We start from the raw sequence: 23,202 nt of genomic DNA on the forward strand, positions 1-23,202 counted from the left end.
CCTGATTTTTTCAGGGCGAGTTCATCATAGTGGAAAACAGCAAAGCAACCTTCATTTGAAATCACAACCAGACGGCCAATCATGTACGCCTGGTCATCCTTCCTTTTACTCTGGCTAACTCAGACTCTGAAAACGCAACTTTTCCGCAAATCAGCAAAAAAAGAGACAAACAGCATGACAACGCCAACAACAGTACGCTACCTTACTGCACATAATGTTCTGTATGATTTTTAGTTCACATTAAGGGGAGTGTCATGAAAAGAAAGAAAGGGACTACTGGCATTCTGTGCTTTTTTCTGATGACTGTATCATCTAATGTACTGCTTAGTGTTAATGTTCAGTCACTTAGTACGAACAAAAAAGATAGCACTGCAACCGCTGTTGGGGTCAACCTTTCGGTTGACTTTAAATATGAGAAAAAATGATGATAAAACGACTTTCAGAAATTGCAGAGGTTACCGGCGGTCATACGTTTCGAACCAGGGCCGAAGCCGTAAAAGGTAACATTCATTTGCTGCAGATCAAAGATATAAGAGAAGGTGTTTTTGACAATTTTTCAAGTCTCCCTTTTGCTGATATTCCAGAGGAGAAATTAAAAATAAGTCTTCAAACCAATGATATTCTTTTACCACTAAGAGGGGAAAGAATACCAGCAATGTTGCTCTGTAACCCATATAACATATCGGCTACAACAACCAACCAAATAGCTGTTATAAGAATCAATACTACTATAATACAACCTGAATTTTTATACTATTTTTTGAATTCCCCTAAGGGTGCTGAGCAGATCTCTGCATTACAGGGGGGGGGACTGGTAGTCAATCTTAGCTTAAAAAACCTGTTAAAACTTGAGATTCCCACACCATCATTGGATATTCAAGATGAAGTTATTACCCTTCGTAGAATATGGGATGAGCAAAGAGAGACGTTAAAAAATTTAATCGAGAACGGCACTATCCTATGCCACACAGCAATTAATACACTAATGAATCGTAGGTAAAGCGATGCAAGAACAAGAATTTGTAAGGCTGCTGCAAGCAATCGATTGCAATAACCTTGATAAACACACTCAAATCATGTTTAACATTGAAATGACAGTTCTCTGTTATTTACTTAATGGTTCCCTCAAGCAACTAACTAACAATACTTGCACAAATATTTTTTCGCTTTATGAACAATCAAAGTCAAATACCAAGGGTTGGATAGAATTAAATAAGGAAGAGTTTGATTTTATATTTTCCAATGTCACATTCTACGCCCCTTCCTTAAACAAAGAGATCAGAAACTACATTTATAGAATTTTTGATTTTTGCAACAAACATATTAACACCTTATCCATAAATTATACATTGGATATATTTTCATATATATTTGAAACATATCATCCCCAGAAAGAAAAACATTACACTCCAAAAGAAATAACAGAATTAATGACTCACATCATTCAGGAAAAACAAGATGGATCTTTTTTAGATCCTGCTTGCGGCTCTGGTGAGTTTATTTCAGAAGCGATTAAAACTCTTAAAGATATATCAGGATCAGAAAAAAGTATTGACAGATTAAAAATCTCTAAAATGAAGGCCCTTGTGAACGAAATATCTCCATCAAATATCACCTCTACATATTTTGATGCAGAGAACACCTCGGAGAGAAAATTTGATTTCATTCTTTCCAATCCCCCTTTCTCTTTAAGAATGCCTTCCACTACTAAAAATAAATTTTGTATTTATGGAGAACCACCAGCATCATATGCTGACTTTGCTTTTTTACAATACTGCATCTATAAATTAAAAGATAATGGGCAAGCGGCTATAATCTTACCCGACGGTGTACTTTTTAGAAGTGGCAAAGAACACGACATTCGTAAAAAAATCATAGACAACAATCACATTACAGCAATTATTTATTTACCAAAAGGAGTTTTTAAGAATACAGCCGTTGCAACAAATATTTTATTTTTAAGCAAAAAAAGTGAAAATAGCGATATTTTCATCCTAGATATCAGAGATAAAACCAACTTTGACAATCAAGAAGTTTCAAAATTATTTATCTCTCGAAAAGCAACTTCGATATCAAGATATATATCCAGAAAAGAAATTGCTGACAATAATTATAATTTATCTGCTTCATTATATTTCAGACACGAAGTGAAAGAACAAAGCCTGGCGCTTCTTATAAATAAGCAAAAAGCACTTGAAGAAAGGTTACTTTCGTTACAGCACGTATTTCAAAGCAAACTAACCAAGCTAATGAAATAATCCACAGGCCGGAGAAAGCGTTTACGCTATCATCCGGCGCCTTCCCATGTAAGCCCGAATCACTCCACCACAAACCGCGTTGCCGCAAAGCAGTTCAGTACCCGGTGTACCAAAAACACCATCGTCAGCGTTACCATCAGCGCCACGGTGACCGAGGTGATGCGGTACAGATCGCTGAATACCAGGTCGCTGTCCGGGTGCAGGTTCTGACCGAACATAATGCCGATGGTGGTGATACTGGCGAAGCCCACTCCCGCGCCGACCTTTTCCATCACATGCAGGCGGGCGCTGAAAGCCAGGCCGAGCCCAATTAACGGCATCATGAGCAGCATGTGGTTGCTGAAGTCATAAATAATCAGCTGCACCACCAGAATGTACAGGCAGGCCAACACGACGCCCACCACGCGCCAGATAGAACTGATCACCGCGCCACGATAGTGCATGGGAAAGAGAATCAAAATGCCCGCCATCAGCGCCGACAGGGAGTCACTGAGATCGCAAATCTGGAAAACCACAAAGATCATCGTCGCCACACTGCCGGAAAGCAGCGACTCATGACGAACCCGGGCAGCGTCTTTGTCAATACGCGGCGGCGGCTGTCGCGGTTCCACATCGGGAATCAGATAGTGCAGCAGCGCGCTCAGCGCCACGGCCATCACGCAGGCTTCCATATTGGAAAACATCAGCGTATGCCAGTTCGTGGTGGGATAGCTCATAAAGTTAAGCATTGTACTCTGGCAAACCACCCCCATTGAGCCAAGCAGAAACAGTGGCCCCTTGCTCATAAAGCGAAAGCGCATCACGTACAGAGCCAATACCACCAGCGTCATAATAAGCGGCCATTGCGAAAGATAACCGACAATCAGTACCATTTCGACGCAGTTCACCGCTGCGCTGAACACAAACTGCGTCGCCACGTGACGGTTAAACACCGGCACCAGCGACATCAGCATCAGCGGATAGACCACAAAAAACACGCCGTACTGAACGTTGTAAAATGTGGAAACACTGAGGGCAACCGTTCCGGCGACGGCGATGCGTACGGTCTGGCGAAAATCGTTGGCCGTGTAAACAATCTTCCCGTGCGGCGTAAACACCTGTGCCAGCGTATTTATCGAGGCCAGAGAGCTAATAAACATAGTGCAGCCAGCTTACGAGGTGGATCTGCGCCCCGGCGAAGGTGCGGGCAAACGGCCCTTCACTGTTATACAGTTGCACTGTGGCGCGCGCCCCGGTCGGTAACGGTTTTTCCAGCGGCTTGTCCAGCGCCACATGGATGCGCATCCGCTGGGCATCACGTACCCAGCGTGTGGACTGCTCCGGCTGCGACAGTTGGCCATTCACATCCTCCTGCCCCGCCAGGATCCCGGCATCGCTGCTGGTGACGTGAGCGGGAAACACGTTGCCCGGCAGTGCGTCAAAGACCACGGCGGCATCGGTGCTGGTCTGAGTATGGCGCAGGCTCTTCTCGCGAAAGTCGGCCACGATATCGGTCTGGTTGCTGACCAGCGCCAGCAGCGGCGTGGCGGCAGTGGCATACAGGCCGGGGTTTAGCTGCAGATTACTCACCGTGCCGTCGGTCTCGGCTTTGACCTTCGTCCAGCCCAGGTTCAGCTTCGCCTCGTCAAGCGCGTTACGGTATTTTTGAAGCGTGACGTTAAGACTGTCGTCGCGTTCGCCACGCTGGATCAGCAGGTTCTGAATATTGGCTGTCAATGCCGATACCGACTGTTCGCTGGTTTGCCAGGCGGTGCGGGCTTTGTCGAGATCCGCCTGAGAGACGTTCTGCATCGCGCTCAGCTTCTGGTAGCGATTAAGCGTAAGTCTGTCGTTGTGGGCGGTGTATTGCGCGGTGCGCAGGCTGGCGCGCGCAGCGGCGATCTGCGCATCCAGTTGCTGATTGCTCAGTTTCGCCTGTTCCAGAGCGATCTGCGCAGCCTCAACTTTATTAATAAACGGTGTCGGGTCGAGCTCATACAGCAGATCGCCTTTTTTCACCTGGCTGTTGTTGTGTACGTAAACGTGGGAGACGTAACCGGATACCCGGGAAGAAACCGGCGTGACCACGCGCATTACGGTGGCGTCCGGCGTCAGTGGGATCCAGATATCGGCAACAATAAACCAGGCGAATATCACCAGGAAAGCGGCAATACTCACCCTTACCCAACGGGCAAATTTTTGTTCTGGCGTCATCATTTTTAGCGTTGATTATCTTCTTCGCGGATTGTCCGCAGATTGCAGGCGATTTGATTAAGTGTGGCGCTGAAAAGGGCAAGTTCCGCTTCCGGGATGGTGCAGGTCACGCGCTGCTGATACGTCTCGATCACCCTGTTGAGTTCACGCAGAACCGCGCGACCGTTGTCCGTCAGGGTGAGCAGGCGAATACGCTTGTCCCAGGGCGATATGGAACGTATCAGATAACCCCGTTTTTCCAGCTGCGCGAGCGTGCGCATGAGCGGCGGCAGTTCAATACCCTGCATTTCAGCCAGCTCGCTTACCGAGACGTTATCGCCCAGTTGATGCAATTGCATCAATACCGTCCAGCTTGACTGCGTCAGGCCGGTGTCGGTGATGGCGGTATCAATAATGGCGCGCCACTGACGCACCACCATCGCCATGCGCATGCCCATCGGACGGCGGGCAAACAGTTCGTCTTCGGTCATAGCACTTCCCCTCTTAGCTGAGGGGAAAATAATACTTATCAGGATAAGTATCAAGAAACAGGCCGGGTATTCGCATGAATTGATAAATATTATGAATGTATTTAGAACGACGCTGTGCGCGTCGCCCTTATTGATTTTACGGGCTTTTAGAGCTCATCCCGCCGTAAGCCAATATCTTTGAGCCGTTCATCATTCATCTGTTGCAAAATGCGTCGCGAGTAAACCCGTAAGCGCCACGCTTTATACGCCCGCCAGATCAGCATAAATCCCGCAAATGGCCGTTTTGTCCTGTTCTCGTAAAATTCCATTCTCCACCTCCGCATTAACCTGAGGCTTTATTCTGGCGGGGGGCGATTATTCATTACAGATTCAAAAAACACTTTTCATTAACATACAGATTGACTAAAAATACGTCTGTACTGCAAAAAATGCACCTGTCTGTACTGGTTTTGAAATCTGTATGGCATTTATAAGGGATACAGCATGACGCGTTATCAACATCTGGCCAATCTGCTGGCTGAACGTATTGAGCAGGGTTTATATCGTCATGGAGAAAAATTGCCGTCAGTGCGCAGCCTGAGCCAGCAACATGGCGTGAGTATCAGCACTGTGCAACAGGCGTATCAGCGCCTGGAATCTCAGCAGCTCATTACGCCACAGCCGCGGTCAGGCTATTTTGTCGCGCCGCGCAAAGCGCAGCCGCCGGTCCCTCCGATGTCTCGACCGGTACAGCGTCCGGTGGAGATCACCCAGTGGGATCAGGTGCAGGATATGCTGGAAGGGCATCACGATGCGTCTATCATTCCCTTTAGTAGCGGCATCCCGGACATCAGCCAGCCAAGCCTGAAGCCGCTGTGGCGCGAGTTAAGCCGCGTCGCGCAGCACAATCTGAGCGCGGTGCTGGGCTATGATGAGCTATCCGGCTGTCGCGAACTGCGTCAGCAAATCGCGCGACTGATGCTCGACGGCGGTTCCGTGGTCACCGCCGAAGATATTGTCATAACCAGCGGCAGCCAGAGCAGCATGTCGCTGGCGCTGCTGGCGGTGTGTCAGCCGGGGGATATTGTCGCCGTGGAATCGCCCGCCTACTACGGCACCATGCAGCTTCTGCGCGGTTTAGGCATCAAAGTAATTGAAATTCCTACCGATCCGGATACGGGGATCAGTATCGAAGCGCTGGAACTGGCGCTGGAACAATGGCCGGTCAAAGGGGTCATACTGGTGCCAAACTGCAATAATCCGCTTGGGTTTATCATGCCGGATGCGCGTAAGAAAGCGGTACTGGCGCTCGCCCAGCGTCACGATATCGTTATTTTCGAAGACGATGTTTACGGCGAACTGGCCTCGGAGTACCCTCGCCCGAAAACCATTCACGCCTGGGATATCGACGGACGGGTGATTCTGTGCAGCTCGTTTACCAAATCGGTCGCGCCGGGCCTGCGCGTCGGTTGGGTGGCGCCTGGCCGTTACCATGACAAGCTGCTGCATATGAAGTACGCCGTTATCGGCTCCAACGTCCCGGTCACCCAACTGGCGGCGGCCGCGTTTGTCCGGGAGGGTCACTATCACCGTCACCTCCGGCGAATGCGCCAGATTTACCAACGCAACATGGAAGTCTACACCTGCTGGGCACGGGAATATTTTCCCGGCGGCATCTGCATCACGCGGCCAAAAGGCGGTTTTTTACTGTGGGTTGAATTACCAGAACAGGTCGATATGGTCTGCGTGGCGAAACAACTCTGTCGACTGAGAATCCAGGTTGCGCCCGGCTCCCTGTTTTCGGCATCAGGTAAATACCGCAACTGCGTGCGCATCAATTGCGCGCTACCACCGGACGAGAAACACCGGGAAGTGATGCAAAAGCTTGGCGAGGCGATTAAGGTGGCGATGGACTAGCTTCTGCCACCCGCTACGCGTTGCCAGTCGGGCGCCCCTCAATGCGCCACGTTTTGTATCTCTTCCGCAGAGAGCCCGGTCAGACGCTGCACCGTTGGAGGTTCAATCCCCTCCGCGAGCATCATTGCGGCAATACGCCGGGCTGCTGCGCGCTGACCTTCGGCCAGCCCTTCCTGTTTGCCTTCCTGTTTACCCTGCTCCATGCCCTGGCGGATCCCTTTTCTGAGAATCGCATTACGAAATCTTTCTGCAACCGTCATTAATCGCTCCTTGTGTTGAGGCACCCGCTGCGCCATCTCTTCCAGAAAGACGCTGAACCGTGGCGTATAACCGTGCTGTCTTTGTAAATAATTAAACAGCGCTTTCAACTGTCTGTCATTAGCGCAACCGGTAACGAGTAGCGATGCCAGTTGTTCTACCAGCCCCAACAGATCGCGTCTGCGAATATGCTTTTGGACCAACTCCAGTAACGCCATCCGCCGATGCTGCATAATTTCATCGTCCGGGATCACCGTGATATCCACCAGAGGGAACGCGGCGCTATACAGTTCACGCGCCAGCGCAGGATCGGCAAAGTCATCCAGCCAGTTCAGAGAAAAGGGATAAGGGCTTTCCACGCCGTGATAAAACAGCATCGGCACCACCAGCGGCAGCCGCTTATGTCCGGCGTCTAAATGCTGTTGCATCGCCGCGATGGCGTAGCGCATCAGCCTGAATGCCATATGTGCATCAGGCGTGCTTTGATGCTCGATAACCACATAGATATACCCCTCGCCTTCATCGGTTTGTACCGACCACAGCACATCTGAATAATACGCCCGCAGATTGTCTTCAATAAAACTGGTCGGCTCCAGCTTCAGCGTCTGCAAATCGCACAGCGATCGCAGCGAAGCCGGAAGATGAATATCCAGAAAATCACGGGCGGTATCCGGATGGCGCAGAAAGGTCTTAAACACGGCGTCATGCGGGGTGGATGTGTTTGTTTTGCTCATGGCGGTCCGTCACCTAAAAAATTTACCGCCACGTTACCGTGCCGCCTCCCCCGTTTCATGCGCCACTTTCCTTCTCTGCGAAACGCCTCCAGAGAAAAAGCCCCCCAGATGTAACAGCAACATGTTCGCGGAATGCGCTACGCAAAAACCACACAACGTCGGCGATTACGACGTTTCCGCCGTCCGGCCTGTGGTATAACTCATCATTATCAACAGGAGAGGCTGACCGTGAACCGCACCCGAAATATTTCACAATCATTCTGGCGTGACGAACAACTGCCGTGGCTGGAATTGCGAAGTACCAGACGCAGCCATCAGGCCTACAAGCGCCATTACCACCCGCAACTGTCGGTTGGCGCGATCCTGGAAGGAGAAACCCGTTGCGTCAGTCACGGTGTAGAGTACCGCCTGCAGGCAGGCGATCTGATTGTGATCCCGCCGGATGCGCCACACAGCTGCAACCCGGTAGACGGACAGTGTCGCAGCTATCATATGCTCTATCTGGACGCAGACTGGTGCCGTGCGCAATTCGTTGGCGTGACCGCCAGCGCGCGCCTTGTCGCCCCCGCGCCGGTCATTCGCAGCCCGTCGCTGTTTGCCGATTACCTTACGCTGGTTACGTTCATGGCGCGCCGACAGACGGCGGCGGTAGCGAGCGCCGCCCAGCGTCTGCTGCGCCAGCTCCCCTTGCACATTGGCACGACAGATACTCCACGCGCCAGCAGTCGCTATTTACTGACACGCCTGCAAAGCGATTTGCTTTCTCCACCGTCGCTGGATGAGTTAGCCCATGAGTGCCAGATGCGTAAAGAGACGCTGATCCGCACCTTTAAACAGGATATCGGCCTGACGCCGGGCAGTTACCTGAACATCGCGCGCATCGGTTACGCCCGCGCGCGGTTACGCGCCGGGGAGACGATTGCCGACGTCAGTTACCAGAGCGGATTCGCCGATCAGAGTCATTTTCATCGCACCTTTGTCAGCTATACCGCCGCCACGCCACGTCAGTATGCGTCGGGGCGATCAATATCAGACAATAATTAGCGCCGGACAAAAGGTAGGGTGATCTCCGGTTTACTGTCTGAGGTCACTATGGAACGCTTCTCTGTTCTCTTTCCGTCTGCATTCCCCGCGCTGGCGTTGGCACATTTTGTGGCGCTGCTGAGTCCGGGACCCGACTTCTTTTTACTGGTCGGCTATGCGGTCCGCTACCCATTGCGGGGTAGCGCCGGGCTGTGTGTCGGGATTGCCGCAGGCAATGGCCTGTACATCCTGCTGGCGATTGTCGGCTGGGGGATCCTGCGCCAGCTGCCGCTCCTGTTTACCGTCATTGAGCTGCTCGGCGTAGTGTATCTTCTGTGGATTGGCACCCTGCTGCTGCGAAGCCGTCCGCAGGCGTTGTCCGGTTCCGGCGCTGAAAACGCTTGCCCGGGTTTTCACCAACAGTTGCTGCTGGGGCTGGGCTCCTCTTTGCTCAACCCAAAGAACGCGCTGTTTTACCTGGCGCTAATGACAGCGTTGCTTGGCCCCGGGGTGACGCTGGTGCAGCAAACGGTAAGCGGCATCTGGATGACCAGCGTGGTGCTGGCATGGGATATACTGATCGTCACGGTTATCGCTCTGCCAGCCGTCCAGCAGCGCTTCACCCACGGGTTACTGTGGATTGAGCGGGCCGCTGGCGCCATTTTGTGCGTTTTTGGCGTGGGGATTGTCGGACGGTTTATCTGGCCGCTGATTGTCGCTACGCCGAATTAACCCGCAAAACTCTTTTGATTACCGTCAAATTTTAATTACACTTAATGTGTATATTTTCCACTCAACTTACTTTTCCCGAGGTGTGATGTGCTGAATGTCATCTGTAATCGACACACTTTCTGACGTGAGTCAGTGGTGTTTTCCTGTCTGTGTTTATGCGCGGACAGCGCTTTTGATTACATGAAATTCAGTCCATCCGCAGTCTGTTTGCGCCCGTTCTCTGCCTGACGTCCCTGTGACGGTATTGAATTTCGTTGTTCCCGCTATGGGTTGTTCCACATGGAGTGCGTTTACGATGTCACGGATTTCTCACTTTTTCTCACGACACGCCACGTCGCTGTTTTTTCCGATGGCGCTGATCGTGTATGACTTTGCCGCTTATCTGTCGACGGATTTGATTCAGCCTGGCATCATCAACGTCGTGCGCGATTTTAACGCCGACGTCAGCCTTGCGCCCGCGGCGGTCAGCCTTTATCTGACCGGCGGTATGGTGTTGCAATGGTTGCTGGGGCCGCTTTCGGATCGCATTGGCCGCAGGCCGGTGCTGATTACCGGCGCGCTGATCTTCGCCCTCGCCTGTACCGCCACGCTGTTCACCACCACCATGACGCAGTTTCTGATCGCGCGCGTGGTACAGGGCACCAGCATTTGCTTTATCGCGACGGTCGGCTACGTCACGGTTCAGGAAGCCTTCGGCCAGACGAAAGGCATTAAATTGATGGCGATTATCACCTCTATCGTTCTTGTGGCGCCTATTATCGGCCCGCTTTCCGGCGCGGCGCTGATGCACTTTGTCCACTGGAAAGCGCTGTTTGGTATTATCGGCGTGATGGGCTTTCTTGCATTTATTGGCCTGTTGCTGACCATGCCGGAAACGGTCAAGCGCGGCGCGGTGCCGTTCAGCGCGGTCAGCGTGCTGCGCGACTTCCGCGATGTGTTCCGCAATCGTGTGTTCCTCGCGGGCGCCGCGACGCTGTCGCTCAGCTATATCCCGATGATGAGCTGGGTCGCCGTTTCGCCGGTGATCCTGATCGACGCTGGCGGCATGACCACCTCGCAGTTTGCCTGGGCGCAGGTGCCGGTGTTCGGCGCAGTGATCGTCGCCAACGCCATCGTCGCGCGCTTTGTTAACGATCCCACCGATCCCCGCTTTATCTGGCGCGCGGTGCCTATCCAGCTTAGCGGACTCGCGGTGTTGATTGCCGGAAACCTGCTCTGGCCGCACGTCTGGCTGTGGTCGGTGATGGGCACCAGCCTGTACGCGTTTGGTATAGGAATGATCTTCCCGACGCTGTTCCGCTTTACGTTGTTTACCAACAATCTGCCCAAGGGCACGGTCTCGGCGTCGCTGAATATGGTGATTCTGCTGGTGATGGCCGTCTCCGTCGAGGTTGGCCGCTGGTTGTGGTTTAACGGCGGGCGAATCCCTTTTCACCTGCTGGCGGTAGCGGCAGGCGTGGTGGTCGTGTTCACGCTACGAGGTTTGCTCCATCGCGTGCGCCAGCATGGCGAAACCGAGCTGGCGCTTGAGAAATAAAGCAAGCCGGATGGCGGTGAAGGCCCCTTAACCAACCGACAGGGTTCGCAGGTGGGTTAAGCGTCAGCGCCATCCGGCAAGGGAATCACTTTACGCGATGCGCGCAAATCCGGCGTCGAGATCGGCAATCAAATCGCCCACGTCTTCCAGCCCGATATGCACCCGCACCAGCGTTCCGCTGAAGTCCACGTCCCCTGCCAGACGGATGCTGTTTAGTTCCTCCGGCTGATTCGCCAGAATCAGCGATTCAAAGCCGCCCCAGGAGTAGGCCATATGGAACAGCGAAAAGTTATCAAGGAACGCGGCCAGTTGCGTGTCCGACAGGCGTTTTTTTAGCACAAAGGAGAACAGGCCGGAGCTGCCGCTAAAGTCACGCACAAAGTACTCGTGCCCCGGGCATTCCGCCAACGCCGGATGGTTCACGCGCGCCACTTCCGGTCGCGCCGACAGCCAGCGGGCAATCTCAATACTGCTCTCCTGATGCTGCTTCAGGCGGACCGACAGCGTACGCAGGCCGCGGCTGCCGTTATAAGCGGTATCTGCATCCAGCGTCTGCCCCATCAGATACGAATTCTCACGCAGGCGCTCCCAGCAGCGGGCGTTGGACACCGCCGTACCCAGCATACCGTCTGAATGACCGATGGTGTACTTGGTTCCTGCCTGAATCGAAATGTCCACACCATAGTCCAGCGCCTTAAACAACACGCCAGCCGCCCAGGTGTTGTCGATCATAATGACGATCTCCGGGTTCACCGCGCGGATCGCTTTTACCATCCCCGGAACATCCTGCACTTCCATGGTGATCGAACTGGGTGATTCAAGAAACACCACTTTGGTTTCCGGCCGGATCAGTTCGGCAATTCCCGCGCCGATCATAGGATCGTAATAGGTGGTTTCGACATTGAATTTACTGAGGATCTTATTGCAGAAATCCTGGGTCGGCTCATACGCCGCGCCGGTCATCAACAGATGATCGCCCCCCTGTACAAAGGCGAGGATCGCATTGGTCACCGCCGCCGCGCCGCACGGATAGAGCGCGCAGCCGACGCCGCCCTCCAGTTCGCTCATCGCCTTCTGAAAGGCGAAGTGAGTATACGTGCCGCGACGTCCGTAAAACAGCTCGCCGTTGGCGCGATTGGCAGTGGCGAATTTTTTGTCTTTGACGGTATCAAACACCAGAGAGGAGGCCCGCTGGATCACCGGGTTCACCGCTCCCTGGGTATAGCGCTTATCGCGTCCGGCGATGATTAACTGCGTTTCAAGCTTCATTGAATCTTTCATATTTTTTATCCTTCATCCGTACGCAAACTTATACCGTCGCCGTGCCAGGGTTAATCCCGACACTGGCCTGTTTCTTTCCCGCGAAGCGCTCAACAATCTGCGTCGCGTTTAAATCGTGAATGACGTTAATCAGCGTTGCCGGAGCATCGGTAATGGTACCAAGCACCACCAGCATCGGAATTGCCTCCATCGGCAGTCCCAGCGTGGTGACGATAAAGATCTCGCCGAGAAACGCCCCACCCGGCACGCCGCCAACGATAATCGCCGACAGCACGGCAATCAGCATGGTCAAAAAGAAGGTCTCGGTGGTAAATTCCATCCCCAGTACTGAATAGATAAAGACAATCTTCAGCGCCGCAATCATCGCCACGCCGCCCTTGTTCAGGTTGACCAACAGCGGCACGGAGACATCAACAATTTCCGGATTAATGCCCATCGCCTTGCCCGCGCGCAGGGTCACCGGTAACGTGCCCAGCGAGGAACAGGTGCCCAGCGCGGTCACGGAAGGCTCAATGGCGTGGCGCCAGAAGGCTTTTACCGCCGGAACGCCCCCGCCGATGTACGAATAGAGTATTGAGCCAAAGACGTAATACACCAGGGTGGCGACCATAAACAGGCCAATTGCCCGGGCGAAGGTCAGCAGCAAGTCGGCGTCCTGGCTGGCCATCGTCGCCGCGAAGTAGCAGCCAAGCCCGACCGGCGCGACCTTCATAATGATCGACACGATCTTCATGATCACCGTGTTGGCGTCTTCCAGCAGCGACGCGATGCGCTTACCGGCCTGCTCCGACTGACCGATAGCGATCCCGGCAACGATCGCCATGACGATCAACGCCAGAATATTCGACTTGGAAAACAGGCCGATAAAATCATTGGTGGTGATCATACTGACAAAATCCATCTTGCCGCTGCCCGCCTGCACGGACTGAGACAGATCGATAGTGACGCCCTGCGCCGGGTTGTACCACAGCGCCAGAGCGACGATCCCTGCCGCGGGTATAAACGCCATCGCAATAGAGACGATAAAAATAACCGCCATAATGCGCCCCAGACGCTTCAGGTCGGTCATGCTGGCAATAGAAGACATCACGCTAATGCCAACCAGCGGAACAATAATCATAAACAGCAGGTTCAGGAAAATCTGACCTATCGGCTGAAGTTGACTGGCAACCGCGGGGGCATAAATACCGAATACGCCGCCGGCCACCAGTGCGAGTAATAAGATAATTGACGATTTATAGGGTTCGAGTCGTGACCACATACGAGGCACCTTTCATTAAAATAGAATATAAAATGAGAGTAAATTCACAATTTGATGGGGTTCCGATTTTTCCTCCTTATTATTTTGTGACCTGACTCACTTAAGTTGTTATTTTTTCATTTTGTCAGCACGTTGTTTCCTGTGATTCAATAGTTGCATGTTTCAGAAAGGAATGTAACGGCATATTCGTACCGTTTTTGCAAATCACTTGTGAATAAAAGGAAACAATGAGCGCGCCCATTTCACTCAAGCATTTAGAGTTTTTTGTCCGGATTGTCGACTGTGGCGGCTTATCTGAAGCGGCGGCGCAGCTTAACGTTTCGCCGTCGGCGGTAAGTAAAAGTCTGGCGGCAATGGAAGATACATTAGGAACGACCTTAATTAAGCGTACCACCCGCAGTATTACGCTGACCGACGCTGGACACTATTTATTTAATCGCGCCAATAAATTACTGAAAGAATTTGATGAAACGTTGAATACCACCTCTGGCTATTATCACAATCCTCAGGGGGAATTACGCATTACCTGCTCTATTGCCTTTGGTTATTCCCGGCTGGTCAATCTGGTGGATAAATACCGCACCCAGTTTCCCAACGTGAATCTGTATATCGATCTCAACGATAATTTTATCAACCTGAACGATACTGACTTTGATATTGCGCTGCGCATCTCCACCGCACCGCCGCAAAACTATGCGATGCGCAAGCTGGTGCCGATCCGCTGGGCCTGGTGCGCCTCACCGGGCTATCTCGCCAAAAAAGGGATGCCGCTGCGGCGCGCCGATCTGGTGGATCATGACTGTCTGGTTTACCCCGGCCTGACGCCAACCGTAAAGGTCGCCGACGAGCAGGATCGGCTGCATCAACTCAAACTGCATATGCCGATTCAGGCCAACAGCAGTCTGGTGCTGCTGAAATCGGTGCTGGAGGATCAGGGCGTGGCGTATCTGCCCACCTACCTGATTGGCGATCATATCCAGAAAGAAGAGATCACCCCGCTGATGCTCGACGGTACGATCGCCTGCGAAACGCACACCCTGTACGCACTTTATTTCCCCAGCAAATACAGTAACCCAAAGGTACGATCGTTTATCGATTTTCTGGTGGCGGAACTCGGCGCTCTTCCGGCCTGGGACAACTGGATCCCGGGCTGAGTACGCGTTGCACAATCCCACTGTCTGCCTCTATCCTTAAGCGTATGAATAAAATCGCTGAACTTAAACGCGCCAAACTGCTGGCGCTCTCGTTGCTGCTGATCGCCGCCAGCACTTTTGTGGTCACGCTTTTTCTGCCTCCCGGTTTCTGGGTTAGCGGAATCAAGGCCATTGCCGAAGCGGCGATGGTCGGCGCGCTGGCGGACTGGTTCGCGGTCGTGGCGCTGTTTCGCCGCGTGCCGCTGCCATTTATCTCGCGCCATACGGCGATCATCCCACGCAATAAAGATCGCATTGGCGAGAATCTCGGCCAGTTCGTCCAGGAAAAATTCCTCGATACTCAGTCGCTGGTGGCGTTGATCCGCCGCCACGAACCGGCGCTGTTGATCGGCAACTGGTTTAGCCAGCCGGACAATGCCCAGCGGGTCGGCCTGCATTTATTGCAGATCATGAGCGGTTTTCTGGAACTGACCGACGACGCCCGCATTCAGCGCCTGCTGAAACGCGCGGTACATAAAGCCATCGACAAGGTGGATCTCTCCGGTACCAGCGCCCTGATGCTGGAAAGCATGACCAAAAACGATCGTCACCAGGTGCTGCTCGACACGCTGATCGCCCAGCTTATCGCCCTGCTGCAACGCGACAGCTCACGCCGGTTTATCGCCCAGCAGATCGTGCGCTGGCTGGAAACCGAGCATCCGCTGAAAGCGAAAATTCTGCCGACCGAATGGCTCGGCGAGCACAGCGCCGAACTGGTTTCTGACGCGGTGAATTCACTACTGGATGACATCAGCCAGGATCGCGCTCACCAGATCCGCCATGCTTTCGATCGCGCCACATTCAAACTTATCGATAAGCTGAAAAACGATCCGGAAATGGCGGATCGCGCCGAAAGCATTAAAGAGTACCTGAAGGAAGATGAAGCCTTTAACCGCTATCTGGGCGAGCTGTGGGCGGATCTGCGCCAGTGGCTGAAAAACGATATCAACGCCGACGATTCGCGCGTCAAACAGCGGATCGCCAATGCTGGCCAGTGGTTTGGCGAAACGCTGATTGCCGACGATGCGCTGCGCGCGTCGCTTAATGGCCATCTGGAACAGGCTGCGCATCGGGTTGCCCCAGAGTTCGCCAGCTTTCTGACCCGCCACATCAGCGACACGGTAAAAAGCTGGGACCCGCGCGATATGTCGCGGCAGATTGAACTGAATATCGGCAAAGATTTGCAGTTTATCCGCGTCAACGGCACCCTGGTCGGTGGTACCATTGGGCTGGTGCTTTATCTGTTATCCCACGCCCCGGCCCTGATGGGCTTTTAAGGAAATACTATGGCTGATCTCACTCTTTCCGCAGCGGAGCGCGAGCGCTTGCGCGACGAGCTGGAGCGCTACTGCCGCGATCAGTTCGATCTCCACCTGGAGCAGTTCGACGCTGAGTTTTTTATCGATTTTATTATCGATAAATTGGGCCCCGCCTTCTACAACGCCGGCATTGAAGAGGCGATCCGCACTCACCTTGCGTGGAATGAACGGATTCAGGAGGAGATGGATCTGAAAAAGATCCTCTAGCGATGCCGTCTCAAAGCGATCCGTTTGACGGTTAAGAAGTCGTTAAGATCTTTGCCTAATACTAGACGTCTGTTCGCCGTTCAGGGAAAGATCGCTTATGAAAAGGATTGTCTGGCTGTTAAAACGCCCCGTGGCCGGGTTTGTCGTGTTTGCTGGGGTTATCGCCGCAATGGGCTTCATGCTCCTTACCGGGGCGATGGCCGATGCCGAACGTCCGGACTCTTCTCTACAGCACTATCGCGCCACGATTGATGGCAAAGAAATTGCTGGCATTAAAAACAACATCTCTTCGCTCACCTGGTCGGAAAAAAGCGACACCCTGTTCAGCACCCTGAACAGACCCGCCACCCTTGTTGAGCTGACCAAAGAAGGTGACTTACTGCGCACCATCCCGCTCGATTTTGTGCAAGATATGGAAACGATCGAATACGTCGGCGACGACACCTTCGTGGTGAGCGATGAGAAAAACTACACCATTTACGTGATCACCGTAAATGAGCGCTCAGAGGTGAAAATCGTCAAAAAAGTGCAGTTCGCTGTGCATGACACGCCGACCAACCGCGGTTTTGAAGGACTGGCCTGGTCACAAAACGATCGTACCTTCTGGTTCTTTAAGGAGCGTAAACCGATTGAGATTTACACGGTTCGGGGATTACTGCGTAACGATGAGCTCTCGATTAGCCGGGATCTCGCGCTGCAGCGCAATCTGGCGGTAAAAGACATTTCCGGCGCAGAGTTTAATTCACAAAATAATACCTTGTTGATCCTTTCTCATGAGTCACGAACGCTAAAAGAGGTGACGCGGGACGGCGACGTGATTGGCTCCCTGTCGTTGACCGGGGGCCACCACGGGCTGGCAAAGACTCTCCAGCAGGCGGAAGGGATTGCGATGGACAACCAGGGCACGATCTTTATCGTCAGCGAACCGAATCTGTTTTACCGCTTTACGCCAGAGCCTGCACACTAAATTCACATTATGCCTTACCCGGTTGTTAAAAATTTGTTACTCTCACTCTTACCACGCGAATCATCACACAGGGTACGGCATGAGCCAACAACCGCATCATCTCGCTGACCGTTTTTCTTTTAGCACCGCTCTGTTTGGTATGATGGTTTTAGCGCTCGGCATGGGCATAGGCCGCTTTTTGTATACGCCTATGCTGCCGGTACTGCTGGCTGAAGGACGCTTTAGTTTTAGCGAACTGTCGTGGATCGCCAGCGTCAACTATGCGGGCTATCTGGTGGGAAGCCTGCTGTTCTCTTTTGGTCTGTTCCATCTGCCGGGACGGTTACGCCCGCTGCTGTTCACCTCCGCCGTCGCCACCGGCATATTGATTCTGGCGATGGCGGCGCTGACACATCCGGTCGGCGTGATGCTGGCGCGTTTTCTCGCCGGGGTCGCCAGCGCCGGAATGCTGATTTTTGGCTCGACGCTGATCCTGCAACATACCCGTCATCCGTTCGTTGTGGCCTCGCTGTTTTCCGGGGTCGGCGTGGGCATCGCGCTGGGCAATGAGTATGTTATCGCCGGGCTTCAACTGGCACTTACCTCGCAGACCCTGTGGACAGGGGCCGCCGCCTTCTCCGGCCTGCTGGTGGTTTTGCTCGCGCTGCTGCTGCCTTCCCGCGCTCATGCGATACCGCCCGCGCCACTGGCTAAGGCAAAGCATCAGCCAATGCGCTGGTGGTTACTGGCGATACTCTATGGCCTTGCCGGGTTCGGCTACATTATTGTTGCCACCTATCTACCGTTGATGGCTAAAGACGCGGGGTCGCCGCTTTTAACGGTACACCTGTGGACGCTGGTGGGCCTTTCGATTGTGCCGGGCTGCTTCGGCTGGCTATGGGCCGCAAAACGCTGGGGCGTTCTGCAATGCCTGACGGCAAACCTAGTGATTCAGGGTGCCTGTGTGCTCCTCACCCTCGCCAGCGGCTCGCCAACGTTGCTGGTGCTCAGCAGTATTGGTTTTGGCGCGACCTTTATGGGCACCACTTCGCTGGTGATGACCCTCGCCCGTCAGCTGAGCGTGCCCGGGAATCTCAATCTGTTGGGCTTTGTCACGCTGACTTACGGTATTGGGCAGATCCTCGGCCCGCTATTAACCACCTTTTTCGCCAGCGGAACAGAGGCCATTACCCGCGCAACGCTCTGCGGCGCGCTGGCGCTAATGATTGCCGCATTAATCAGTGTCGCCCAGCTTTATCAACAAAAGCGCTTATTACGCTGCCGCGCAAAATAATCACCGGAGTCATAAAAAGCGGGCCTGGATTATTTTCAAAACGCGATGAAGCCATTCCAGAAGTTCCGAAAGAATAAATCCGTGATTATTTTATGGGTGGTGATAATCGGCGAAGGAAATATGATGACGGTACATCCCCACATCATTATCGTTATCATCACGACGGCCAGGGTCAGGCCCATTGTAAAAGCGCTAATACAGTCCACGGAACGGCAGAGCGGCAAAGGCAACGTCTGAAAACCTGCGCTTAATTTTCCGCGCCGTGCTTAAGATCGTCTTCGTGGACGGTGCGGTGAAGCATTAACGCTTCGGCAATAATATCCTGCTTACTTTTCCGCGTTTCCAGCGCCAGCGCACGGACATAGTCCCAAAGGGTTGACTCTACGCGGGCGCTCAACAGAACCATATTTTTAGAACGCGTACCTCTGGCTTTGCGTTGATCGGGATAATCGCGAGAAGGCATTGTCATCTCCTGAAGGCGGGTGGTCTTAACAGGAGAGGAATATGCAGTTAGCGGAAAAACAAGTCAACGCACAAAAATTCATCAGCCAGGTAATTTAATTGTTAATAAATCGCCTCAAAATGGAACGCTATTTCAAATGAAAGGGAAGACTGGCAACCTTTATTTCGTCACGATTCCTTTACACCCTGACCTTTATTCTACGTCGGCCTGGTGTAAATTGGCATGGATAAAATGTGGACCGACAGTGGAAAATTCCTGTTCGCCAATAAGTTACTCCTCAAATAAATGTTTACATTGCGCGGAATAACCGGATTTTTTAGAGGGGGTTAAACGATGCTTACGCCATCATTTTTGTAGTGAGCCTCACAATATTCTGCCCCCGGACGTCTTACCACTGCTGCTTGTCGCGCTGGAAAGGTAAACAAGACGTAAACGGCAACATTTTTTAAGGACGCAAATTAAGTGCCTTCAGTTTGATTTAAGTCAATTTTCAAGAGACACATTTGCCAATTTTTGGTAAGAATCTGATGAAACGCACAAATAACCGCCCTCGTTGTACAGGAATTTTTACGCGTCTGCCTGTCCATCTCTCTGCGGAGTGGCATTGACATAAAAAAGCTGTTGGTCCGCCCTGAAATTCCCCGGCGGACCGTTGTCCACTGCGGGCTGTCGTTATCGCTCCCGCATGGCTTCTTTCGCCTTGTTCAGCGGTTTCAGCAGATACTCCAGCACCGTTTTATTGCCGGTTTTGATATCCACGGTGGCAATCATGCCGGGAAACACCGGAAAGGCTTTTTTCTGTTTATTAATTAACTGATTGCTGTTGGTGCGAATGTAAACCCGGTAATAGTAGAGATCGCGTTTGACTTCATCCTGAATCGTATCCGGCGAAATGAGCGTCACCACGCCGTTGATGCCGCCATAAATGGAGTAATCGTAAGCGGTAATCTTTACCATCGCTTCCTGCCCCGGATGGATAAACGCAACATCGCGCGGCAGGATTTTCGTTTCAATCAGGATCTGATCGTCTAACGGCACCAGGCTCATCAGCTTGCCGCCTGGGGCGATCACACCGCCTACAGTCGTGACGTTGATATCTTTCACAATGCCGCGTACGGGGGCGGTAAAGGTCAGGCGGGTCAGCGAATCTTCCCGCCCGCGCATCACTGACCGCTCGGTCTCGATTTCAGCGTTGGCCTTCGCCAGCTCTTCACGGGCGCGCACGTAATACTGGGTTTGCAGCTCGGCGATCTTATTTTCCATCTCATTCTTTTGCCGGCGCAGGCGCAGCACTTCCACCTGGCTGGCTGCGCCCTGTTTGATCAGCGGTTGGGTGAGCGCCAGCTCGCCGTCAATCAGCGCGATGCCCTGCTTCAGCCCCTGGATCCCTTTTTCCAGGCTTTCACGTCGGGACAGAAACAGCGCGCGCTCCTGGTTTATCAGCGCCGTCTCGTTGTTCAGCTCCGGCGGGAATACCGGCTCGGTGCCGTTCACTTCCGCCGTCAAACGCGCCGAGGTCGCCAGCGCCGCATGCAGTTTCGATTCGCTCTCCTGCACGCCGGACTCGGTTTTCGTCCGGTCGAGCTGCGCCAGGACTTGCCCTTTTTCCACAATGTCGCCTTCACGCACGTGCAGTTTGTAGATAATGCCGCCTTCCAGCGACTGGATCTCCTGCTCGTGGGACGATGGCACCACTTTGCCGCTGCCGGTGGTTACTTCATCCAGATGAAAGTAGCTCGCCCAGGCGACAAACGCCGCCAGCAGGGCAAACAGGAACCAGACGATCAGGGAAGAGCGCGGCAGTTTAGGCTCGCTGAGGCGACTGTTAAAACGGTTTACATCGCGCATTTTACGCTCTCCCTGGGTTGTTCGACGGCATCCGGGTAACATTGCCTGTCGTCGGCGGCGTCATACCGTGTTTATGCAAAATGGCGTCACGCGGGCCGTCCATGACAATACGTCCGTTATCCAGCACGATAATGCGATCCACCAGTTCAAGGATCGGCAAACGGTGCGTCGCCACCACCATCGTTCGCGTATTGCCCAGCCAGTTCTTCAGGTGCTGAATAAACTGGCTCTCGCCAATTTCATCCAGCCAGGCAGTGGGCTCATCCAGCAGTAAAATATTCGGCGACGTCAGCAGCGCGCGCGCCAACAGCAGCGCCTGACGTTGTCCGCCCGACAGTCCGGCGCCGCCTTCGCTGATCACATAGTTCAGCCCGGTTTTCTGCTTGCGCACAAATTCGAGCGCGCCGCTGATCGCCAGCGCCTGCTGGATATCGTCATCGGTCGCCGTGGGGTTACCGAGCGTAATATTGTCGTGGATGGAGCCAAAGAACAGGCGCGCCTGCTGGCTCAGCAACTGCATATCGCGGCGCAGATCCGCCGGGTCAAGGTGATTGAGCGCGATATTGTCGAGCAGCACCGACCCCTGCTGCGGTTCCTGCATACCCGCCAGCACCTGCAGCAGCGTACTTTTACCCGAGCCGTTGCGACCGAGCAGCGCCACGCGCTCCCCGGCGTTGATATTCAGCGAAGGCACCGTCAGCACGTTAACTTTCTCTTCTTCGTCGTAGTAAAACGCGACGTTTTCCAGTTGATAATGCCCGCGCAGGTGCGCTTTATGTACTTTCTTGCCCTGCTGCGGCTCATCAACCGGACGCTGCATCAGCTCATCCAGCCCCTGTAACGCCACCTTCGCCGATTGCCAGCGCGACAACACGCCGGAGATTTGCGACAGCGGCGCGATAGTGCGCGAGGCCAGAATCGAGGTCCCGACCAGCGCGCCCGTGGTCATATCACCAGCAATGACCAGATAACAGCCAATCAGCAGCACCACCGCATAGACAATGGACTGCACTTCCTGGGTCCAGGTCAGCAACAGACTGGTCAGCCAGCGCTGGCGCATGCCGACGTCAGCGGCGACAAAGTTGGTGTTGTTCCACTGGTTCTGAAAACGCTGTTCGGCGCGCATCAGTTTGATATCTTCAATGCCCTGTACCGCTTCCACCAGCGTGGCGTTACGGATAGCCGACTCGCGCATCCCCTCGCTGGACAGCCGCCCCAGCGGACGCTGCACCAGCAGGCCGGGGATCAGCAGCAGCGGAACCGCCATCAGCACCACCAGCACCAGCGGACCGCCAATCATCCATAAAATGAAGACAAACAGCAGGAAGAAGGGTAGATCGGAGAGCGCGGCGATGGTGGTTGAGGTGATCAGCTCACGCACTGATTCCAGTTCGCGGATCTGGGCAATAAACGATCCGGTGGATTTGGATCGCGCGCCGTTCTTAATCCGCATCGCATGAGCAAAAATGCGTTCTGAAATACGCAAGTCGGCCCGCTTGCCCACCACGTCAGAAATATAGACGCGCAGCATACGCATAATAAATTCAAACAGGATCGCCAGCATTACCCCGCCAAACAGCACCCACAGGGTAGTTTCAGACTGCGAGGGCACTACGCGGTCGTAAACCTGCATCGAAAAAATCATGCCAGAGAGCGCCAGCACGTTCGCCACCAGCGCAACCACCATAATGTCGATATAGCGAGGCCAGTCTTTTAACGCCAACTGCCAGAACCAGTTTTTCTTATACGGCTTAATGTAATCATCAACGCGCGCGTCAGGCGTGGATTCCAGCGGACGTAAAATAAATAACGCTTTCAGTCGCGCGCTTAATTCATCGCGCGGTAATACGGTTTCCAGCCCTTCATCGCCGCTGAACTGCAGGCTGATATTCCCGTCGTTGTCCATGCGGGTAATGACGGCGATTTGCCCTTCGCTAAATTCCGCAATCAGCGGCAGACGCCACGGATCGAGATGCGAGACTTTCGCTGCGACCCTGCGCAAACCCAGCCCCAGCTGGCGCGCCATATCTTTTAACACCAGCTCGCGCGGGGAGTCAGTTTCATAGTTTATCGACACCCGAACATGCTCCTGCGAGTAGTCGAGACGATAATGTTGCGCCACGCCGATCATAGCCTGTAACCAGGGTTCATATTGCGACTGCGTGTTCATAGCATTCTGTTCCTGTTCTGCGACATTGCGCCGTAACGGAATTGCGTGAGGAATAACGGATTGTGTGCTCATACTCGTTTCTGCCGCAGCGCGATAAACCTGTTATCCACTCTGCGCTG

The 23,202-nt window shown here is 53.3% G+C and carries 22 protein-coding genes; 12 read left to right on the top strand and 10 right to left on the bottom strand.

What is annotated here, in order from left to right:
• The first annotated feature begins 424 nt into the window (after positions 1 to 424).
• Positions 425 to 1,000, top strand: a complete 576-nt coding sequence (locus CSE01S_RS20070; protein WP_042292317.1) for a restriction endonuclease subunit S — start codon at positions 425 to 427, stop codon at positions 998 to 1,000.
• Between the two features lie 4 nt (positions 1,001 to 1,004).
• Positions 1,005 to 2,258: an HsdM family class I SAM-dependent methyltransferase gene (locus CSE01S_RS20075; protein ID WP_072015038.1), complete on the top strand. Its 1,254-nt coding sequence runs from the start codon at positions 1,005 to 1,007 to the stop codon at positions 2,256 to 2,258.
• 59 nt (positions 2,259 to 2,317) lie between these two features.
• Here the strand turns inward: CSE01S_RS20075 and CSE01S_RS20080 are convergent, their stop codons facing one another.
• The 4 genes from CSE01S_RS20080 to CSE01S_RS22580 all read right to left on the bottom strand — a co-directional run bounded on the left by CSE01S_RS20080 (position 2,318) and on the right by CSE01S_RS22580 (position 5,229).
• Positions 2,318 to 3,397 carry a DUF2955 domain-containing protein gene (locus tag CSE01S_RS20080; RefSeq protein ID WP_042292319.1) on the bottom strand — a complete coding sequence of 360 codons (1,080 nt, stop codon included), beginning with the start codon at positions 3,395 to 3,397 and terminating at the stop codon, positions 2,318 to 2,320.
• Positions 3,387 to 4,454: an HlyD family secretion protein gene (locus CSE01S_RS20085; protein WP_042292322.1), complete on the bottom strand. Its 1,068-nt coding sequence runs from the start codon at positions 4,452 to 4,454 to the stop codon at positions 3,387 to 3,389. Before CSE01S_RS20085 ends, CSE01S_RS20080 begins: the two co-directional genes overlap by 11 nt.
• Positions 4,455 to 4,456: 2 nt before the next feature.
• Positions 4,457 to 4,921 carry a MarR family transcriptional regulator gene (locus CSE01S_RS20090; RefSeq protein WP_042292325.1) on the bottom strand — a complete coding sequence of 155 codons (465 nt, stop codon included), beginning with the start codon at positions 4,919 to 4,921 and terminating at the stop codon, positions 4,457 to 4,459.
• 146 nt (positions 4,922 to 5,067) lie between these two features.
• On the bottom strand, positions 5,068 to 5,229 hold the full coding sequence (locus CSE01S_RS22580; RefSeq protein WP_072015039.1) for a DUF1127 domain-containing protein: 162 nt from the start codon (positions 5,227 to 5,229) through the stop codon (positions 5,068 to 5,070).
• A 175-nt stretch (positions 5,230 to 5,404) separates the two neighbouring features.
• On the opposite strand from CSE01S_RS22580, the gene CSE01S_RS20095 reads away from it, so the two are divergent.
• A complete protein-coding gene (locus tag CSE01S_RS20095) occupies positions 5,405 to 6,817 on the top strand; it encodes an aminotransferase-like domain-containing protein (RefSeq protein ID WP_042292329.1) in 1,413 nt (470 codons plus the stop codon).
• A gap of 38 nt (positions 6,818 to 6,855) precedes the next feature.
• Here the strand turns inward: CSE01S_RS20095 and CSE01S_RS20100 are convergent, their stop codons facing one another.
• On the bottom strand, positions 6,856 to 7,809 hold the full coding sequence (locus CSE01S_RS20100) for an Rpn family recombination-promoting nuclease/putative transposase (RefSeq protein WP_042292331.1): 954 nt from the start codon (positions 7,807 to 7,809) through the stop codon (positions 6,856 to 6,858).
• Positions 7,810 to 8,037: 228 nt separating this feature from the next.
• Here CSE01S_RS20100 and CSE01S_RS20105 point away from each other — a divergent pair, with 228 nt between their 5' ends.
• The 3 genes from CSE01S_RS20105 (at position 8,038) to mdtM (ending at position 11,101) form a co-directional block, all read left to right on the top strand.
• Positions 8,038 to 8,853, top strand: a complete 816-nt coding sequence (locus tag CSE01S_RS20105; RefSeq protein WP_042292333.1) for a helix-turn-helix transcriptional regulator — start codon at positions 8,038 to 8,040, stop codon at positions 8,851 to 8,853.
• A gap of 48 nt (positions 8,854 to 8,901) precedes the next feature.
• Positions 8,902 to 9,564 carry a LysE family translocator gene (locus CSE01S_RS20110; RefSeq protein ID WP_042292335.1) on the top strand — a complete coding sequence of 221 codons (663 nt, stop codon included), beginning with the start codon at positions 8,902 to 8,904 and terminating at the stop codon, positions 9,562 to 9,564.
• Positions 9,565 to 9,868: 304 nt separating this feature from the next.
• Positions 9,869 to 11,101, top strand: coding sequence for a multidrug efflux MFS transporter MdtM (mdtM, locus tag CSE01S_RS20115; protein ID WP_167333870.1), 1,233 nt, complete (start codon positions 9,869 to 9,871; stop codon positions 11,099 to 11,101).
• A 90-nt stretch (positions 11,102 to 11,191) separates the two neighbouring features.
• Here the strand turns inward: mdtM and metC are convergent, their stop codons facing one another.
• Positions 11,192 to 12,382 carry a cystathionine beta-lyase gene (gene metC, locus CSE01S_RS20120; RefSeq protein ID WP_042292339.1) on the bottom strand — a complete coding sequence of 397 codons (1,191 nt, stop codon included), beginning with the start codon at positions 12,380 to 12,382 and terminating at the stop codon, positions 11,192 to 11,194.
• A gap of 28 nt (positions 12,383 to 12,410) precedes the next feature.
• Positions 12,411 to 13,643: a dicarboxylate/amino acid:cation symporter gene (locus CSE01S_RS20125; RefSeq protein ID WP_042292341.1), complete on the bottom strand. Its 1,233-nt coding sequence runs from the start codon at positions 13,641 to 13,643 to the stop codon at positions 12,411 to 12,413.
• Between the two features lie 227 nt (positions 13,644 to 13,870).
• Between CSE01S_RS20125 and CSE01S_RS20130 the strand changes: the two genes are divergently transcribed.
• The 6 genes from CSE01S_RS20130 (at position 13,871) to CSE01S_RS20155 (ending at position 18,839) form a co-directional block, all read left to right on the top strand.
• Positions 13,871 to 14,797 carry a LysR family transcriptional regulator gene (locus CSE01S_RS20130; protein ID WP_042292343.1) on the top strand — a complete coding sequence of 309 codons (927 nt, stop codon included), beginning with the start codon at positions 13,871 to 13,873 and terminating at the stop codon, positions 14,795 to 14,797.
• 44 nt (positions 14,798 to 14,841) lie between these two features.
• A complete protein-coding gene (locus CSE01S_RS20135; RefSeq protein WP_042292344.1) occupies positions 14,842 to 16,113 on the top strand; it encodes a DUF445 domain-containing protein in 1,272 nt (423 codons plus the stop codon).
• 9 nt (positions 16,114 to 16,122) lie between these two features.
• Complete coding sequence (locus tag CSE01S_RS20140) at positions 16,123 to 16,362, top strand: DUF2164 domain-containing protein (RefSeq protein WP_042292346.1); 240 nt, start codon at positions 16,123 to 16,125, stop codon at positions 16,360 to 16,362.
• 169 nt (positions 16,363 to 16,531) lie between these two features.
• Positions 16,532 to 17,329, top strand: coding sequence for an SdiA-regulated domain-containing protein (locus CSE01S_RS20145; RefSeq protein ID WP_233422716.1), 798 nt, complete (start codon positions 16,532 to 16,534; stop codon positions 17,327 to 17,329).
• Between the two features lie 79 nt (positions 17,330 to 17,408).
• Complete coding sequence (locus CSE01S_RS20150; RefSeq protein WP_042292351.1) at positions 17,409 to 18,602, top strand: MFS transporter; 1,194 nt, start codon at positions 17,409 to 17,411, stop codon at positions 18,600 to 18,602.
• 81 nt (positions 18,603 to 18,683) lie between these two features.
• The gene (locus CSE01S_RS20155; protein ID WP_157449583.1) at positions 18,684 to 18,839 is read left to right on the top strand and encodes a hypothetical protein; all 156 of its coding nucleotides are present in this window, start codon (positions 18,684 to 18,686) and stop codon (positions 18,837 to 18,839) included.
• A 10-nt stretch (positions 18,840 to 18,849) separates the two neighbouring features.
• Here CSE01S_RS20155 and CSE01S_RS20160 read toward each other — a convergent pair whose 3' ends face one another.
• The 3 genes from CSE01S_RS20160 to CSE01S_RS20170 all read right to left on the bottom strand — a co-directional run bounded on the left by CSE01S_RS20160 (position 18,850) and on the right by CSE01S_RS20170 (position 23,083).
• The gene (locus CSE01S_RS20160) at positions 18,850 to 19,065 is read right to left on the bottom strand and encodes a hypothetical protein (protein ID WP_042292358.1); all 216 of its coding nucleotides are present in this window, start codon (positions 19,063 to 19,065) and stop codon (positions 18,850 to 18,852) included.
• Between the two features lie 672 nt (positions 19,066 to 19,737).
• Entirely contained in the window at positions 19,738 to 20,913 is a 1,176-nt protein-coding gene (locus CSE01S_RS20165) for an HlyD family type I secretion periplasmic adaptor subunit (RefSeq protein WP_042292360.1), read from the bottom strand.
• A 1-nt stretch (position 20,914) separates the two neighbouring features.
• Positions 20,915 to 23,083 carry a type I secretion system permease/ATPase gene (locus CSE01S_RS20170; protein ID WP_042292362.1) on the bottom strand — a complete coding sequence of 723 codons (2,169 nt, stop codon included), beginning with the start codon at positions 23,081 to 23,083 and terminating at the stop codon, positions 20,915 to 20,917.
• Between the last annotated feature and the right edge of the window lie 119 nt (positions 23,084 to 23,202).

This window comes from Citrobacter sedlakii NBRC 105722, from assembly GCF_000759835.1.
Taxonomy (GTDB): domain Bacteria; phylum Pseudomonadota; class Gammaproteobacteria; order Enterobacterales; family Enterobacteriaceae; genus Citrobacter_A; species Citrobacter_A sedlakii.

Bases quoted from the DNA above. Each gene is read 5' to 3' on its own strand.
- CSE01S_RS20145 (WP_233422716.1), top strand. From the start codon at position 16,532: ATGGGCTTCATGCTCCTTACCGGGGCGATGGCCGATGCCGAACGTCCG.
- CSE01S_RS20150 (WP_042292351.1), top strand. From the start codon at position 17,409: ATGAGCCAACAACCGCATCATCTCGCTGACCGTTTTTCTTTTAGCACC.
- CSE01S_RS20140 (WP_042292346.1), top strand. From the start codon at position 16,123: ATGGCTGATCTCACTCTTTCCGCAGCGGAGCGCGAGCGCTTGCGCGAC.
- CSE01S_RS20135 (WP_042292344.1), top strand. From the start codon at position 14,842: ATGAATAAAATCGCTGAACTTAAACGCGCCAAACTGCTGGCGCTCTCG.
- CSE01S_RS20095 (WP_042292329.1), top strand. From the start codon at position 5,405: ATGACGCGTTATCAACATCTGGCCAATCTGCTGGCTGAACGTATTGAG.
- CSE01S_RS20125 (WP_042292341.1), bottom strand. From the start codon at position 13,643: ATGTGGTCACGACTCGAACCCTATAAATCGTCAATTATCTTATTACTC.
- CSE01S_RS20110 (WP_042292335.1), top strand. From the start codon at position 8,902: ATGGAACGCTTCTCTGTTCTCTTTCCGTCTGCATTCCCCGCGCTGGCG.
- CSE01S_RS20100 (WP_042292331.1), bottom strand. From the start codon at position 7,809: ATGAGCAAAACAAACACATCCACCCCGCATGACGCCGTGTTTAAGACC.
- CSE01S_RS20165 (WP_042292360.1), bottom strand. From the start codon at position 20,913: ATGCGCGATGTAAACCGTTTTAACAGTCGCCTCAGCGAGCCTAAACTG.
- CSE01S_RS20170 (WP_042292362.1), bottom strand. From the start codon at position 23,083: ATGAACACGCAGTCGCAATATGAACCCTGGTTACAGGCTATGATCGGC.
- CSE01S_RS20080 (WP_042292319.1), bottom strand. From the start codon at position 3,397: ATGTTTATTAGCTCTCTGGCCTCGATAAATACGCTGGCACAGGTGTTT.
- CSE01S_RS20130 (WP_042292343.1), top strand. From the start codon at position 13,871: ATGAGCGCGCCCATTTCACTCAAGCATTTAGAGTTTTTTGTCCGGATT.
- CSE01S_RS20075 (WP_072015038.1), top strand. From the start codon at position 1,005: ATGCAAGAACAAGAATTTGTAAGGCTGCTGCAAGCAATCGATTGCAAT.
- CSE01S_RS20070 (WP_042292317.1), top strand. From the start codon at position 425: ATGATAAAACGACTTTCAGAAATTGCAGAGGTTACCGGCGGTCATACG.
- metC (WP_042292339.1), bottom strand. From the start codon at position 12,382: ATGAAAGATTCAATGAAGCTTGAAACGCAGTTAATCATCGCCGGACGC.
- CSE01S_RS20090 (WP_042292325.1), bottom strand. From the start codon at position 4,921: ATGACCGAAGACGAACTGTTTGCCCGCCGTCCGATGGGCATGCGCATG.
- CSE01S_RS20160 (WP_042292358.1), bottom strand. From the start codon at position 19,065: ATGCCTTCTCGCGATTATCCCGATCAACGCAAAGCCAGAGGTACGCGT.
- CSE01S_RS22580 (WP_072015039.1), bottom strand. From the start codon at position 5,229: ATGGAATTTTACGAGAACAGGACAAAACGGCCATTTGCGGGATTTATG.
- CSE01S_RS20085 (WP_042292322.1), bottom strand. From the start codon at position 4,454: ATGATGACGCCAGAACAAAAATTTGCCCGTTGGGTAAGGGTGAGTATT.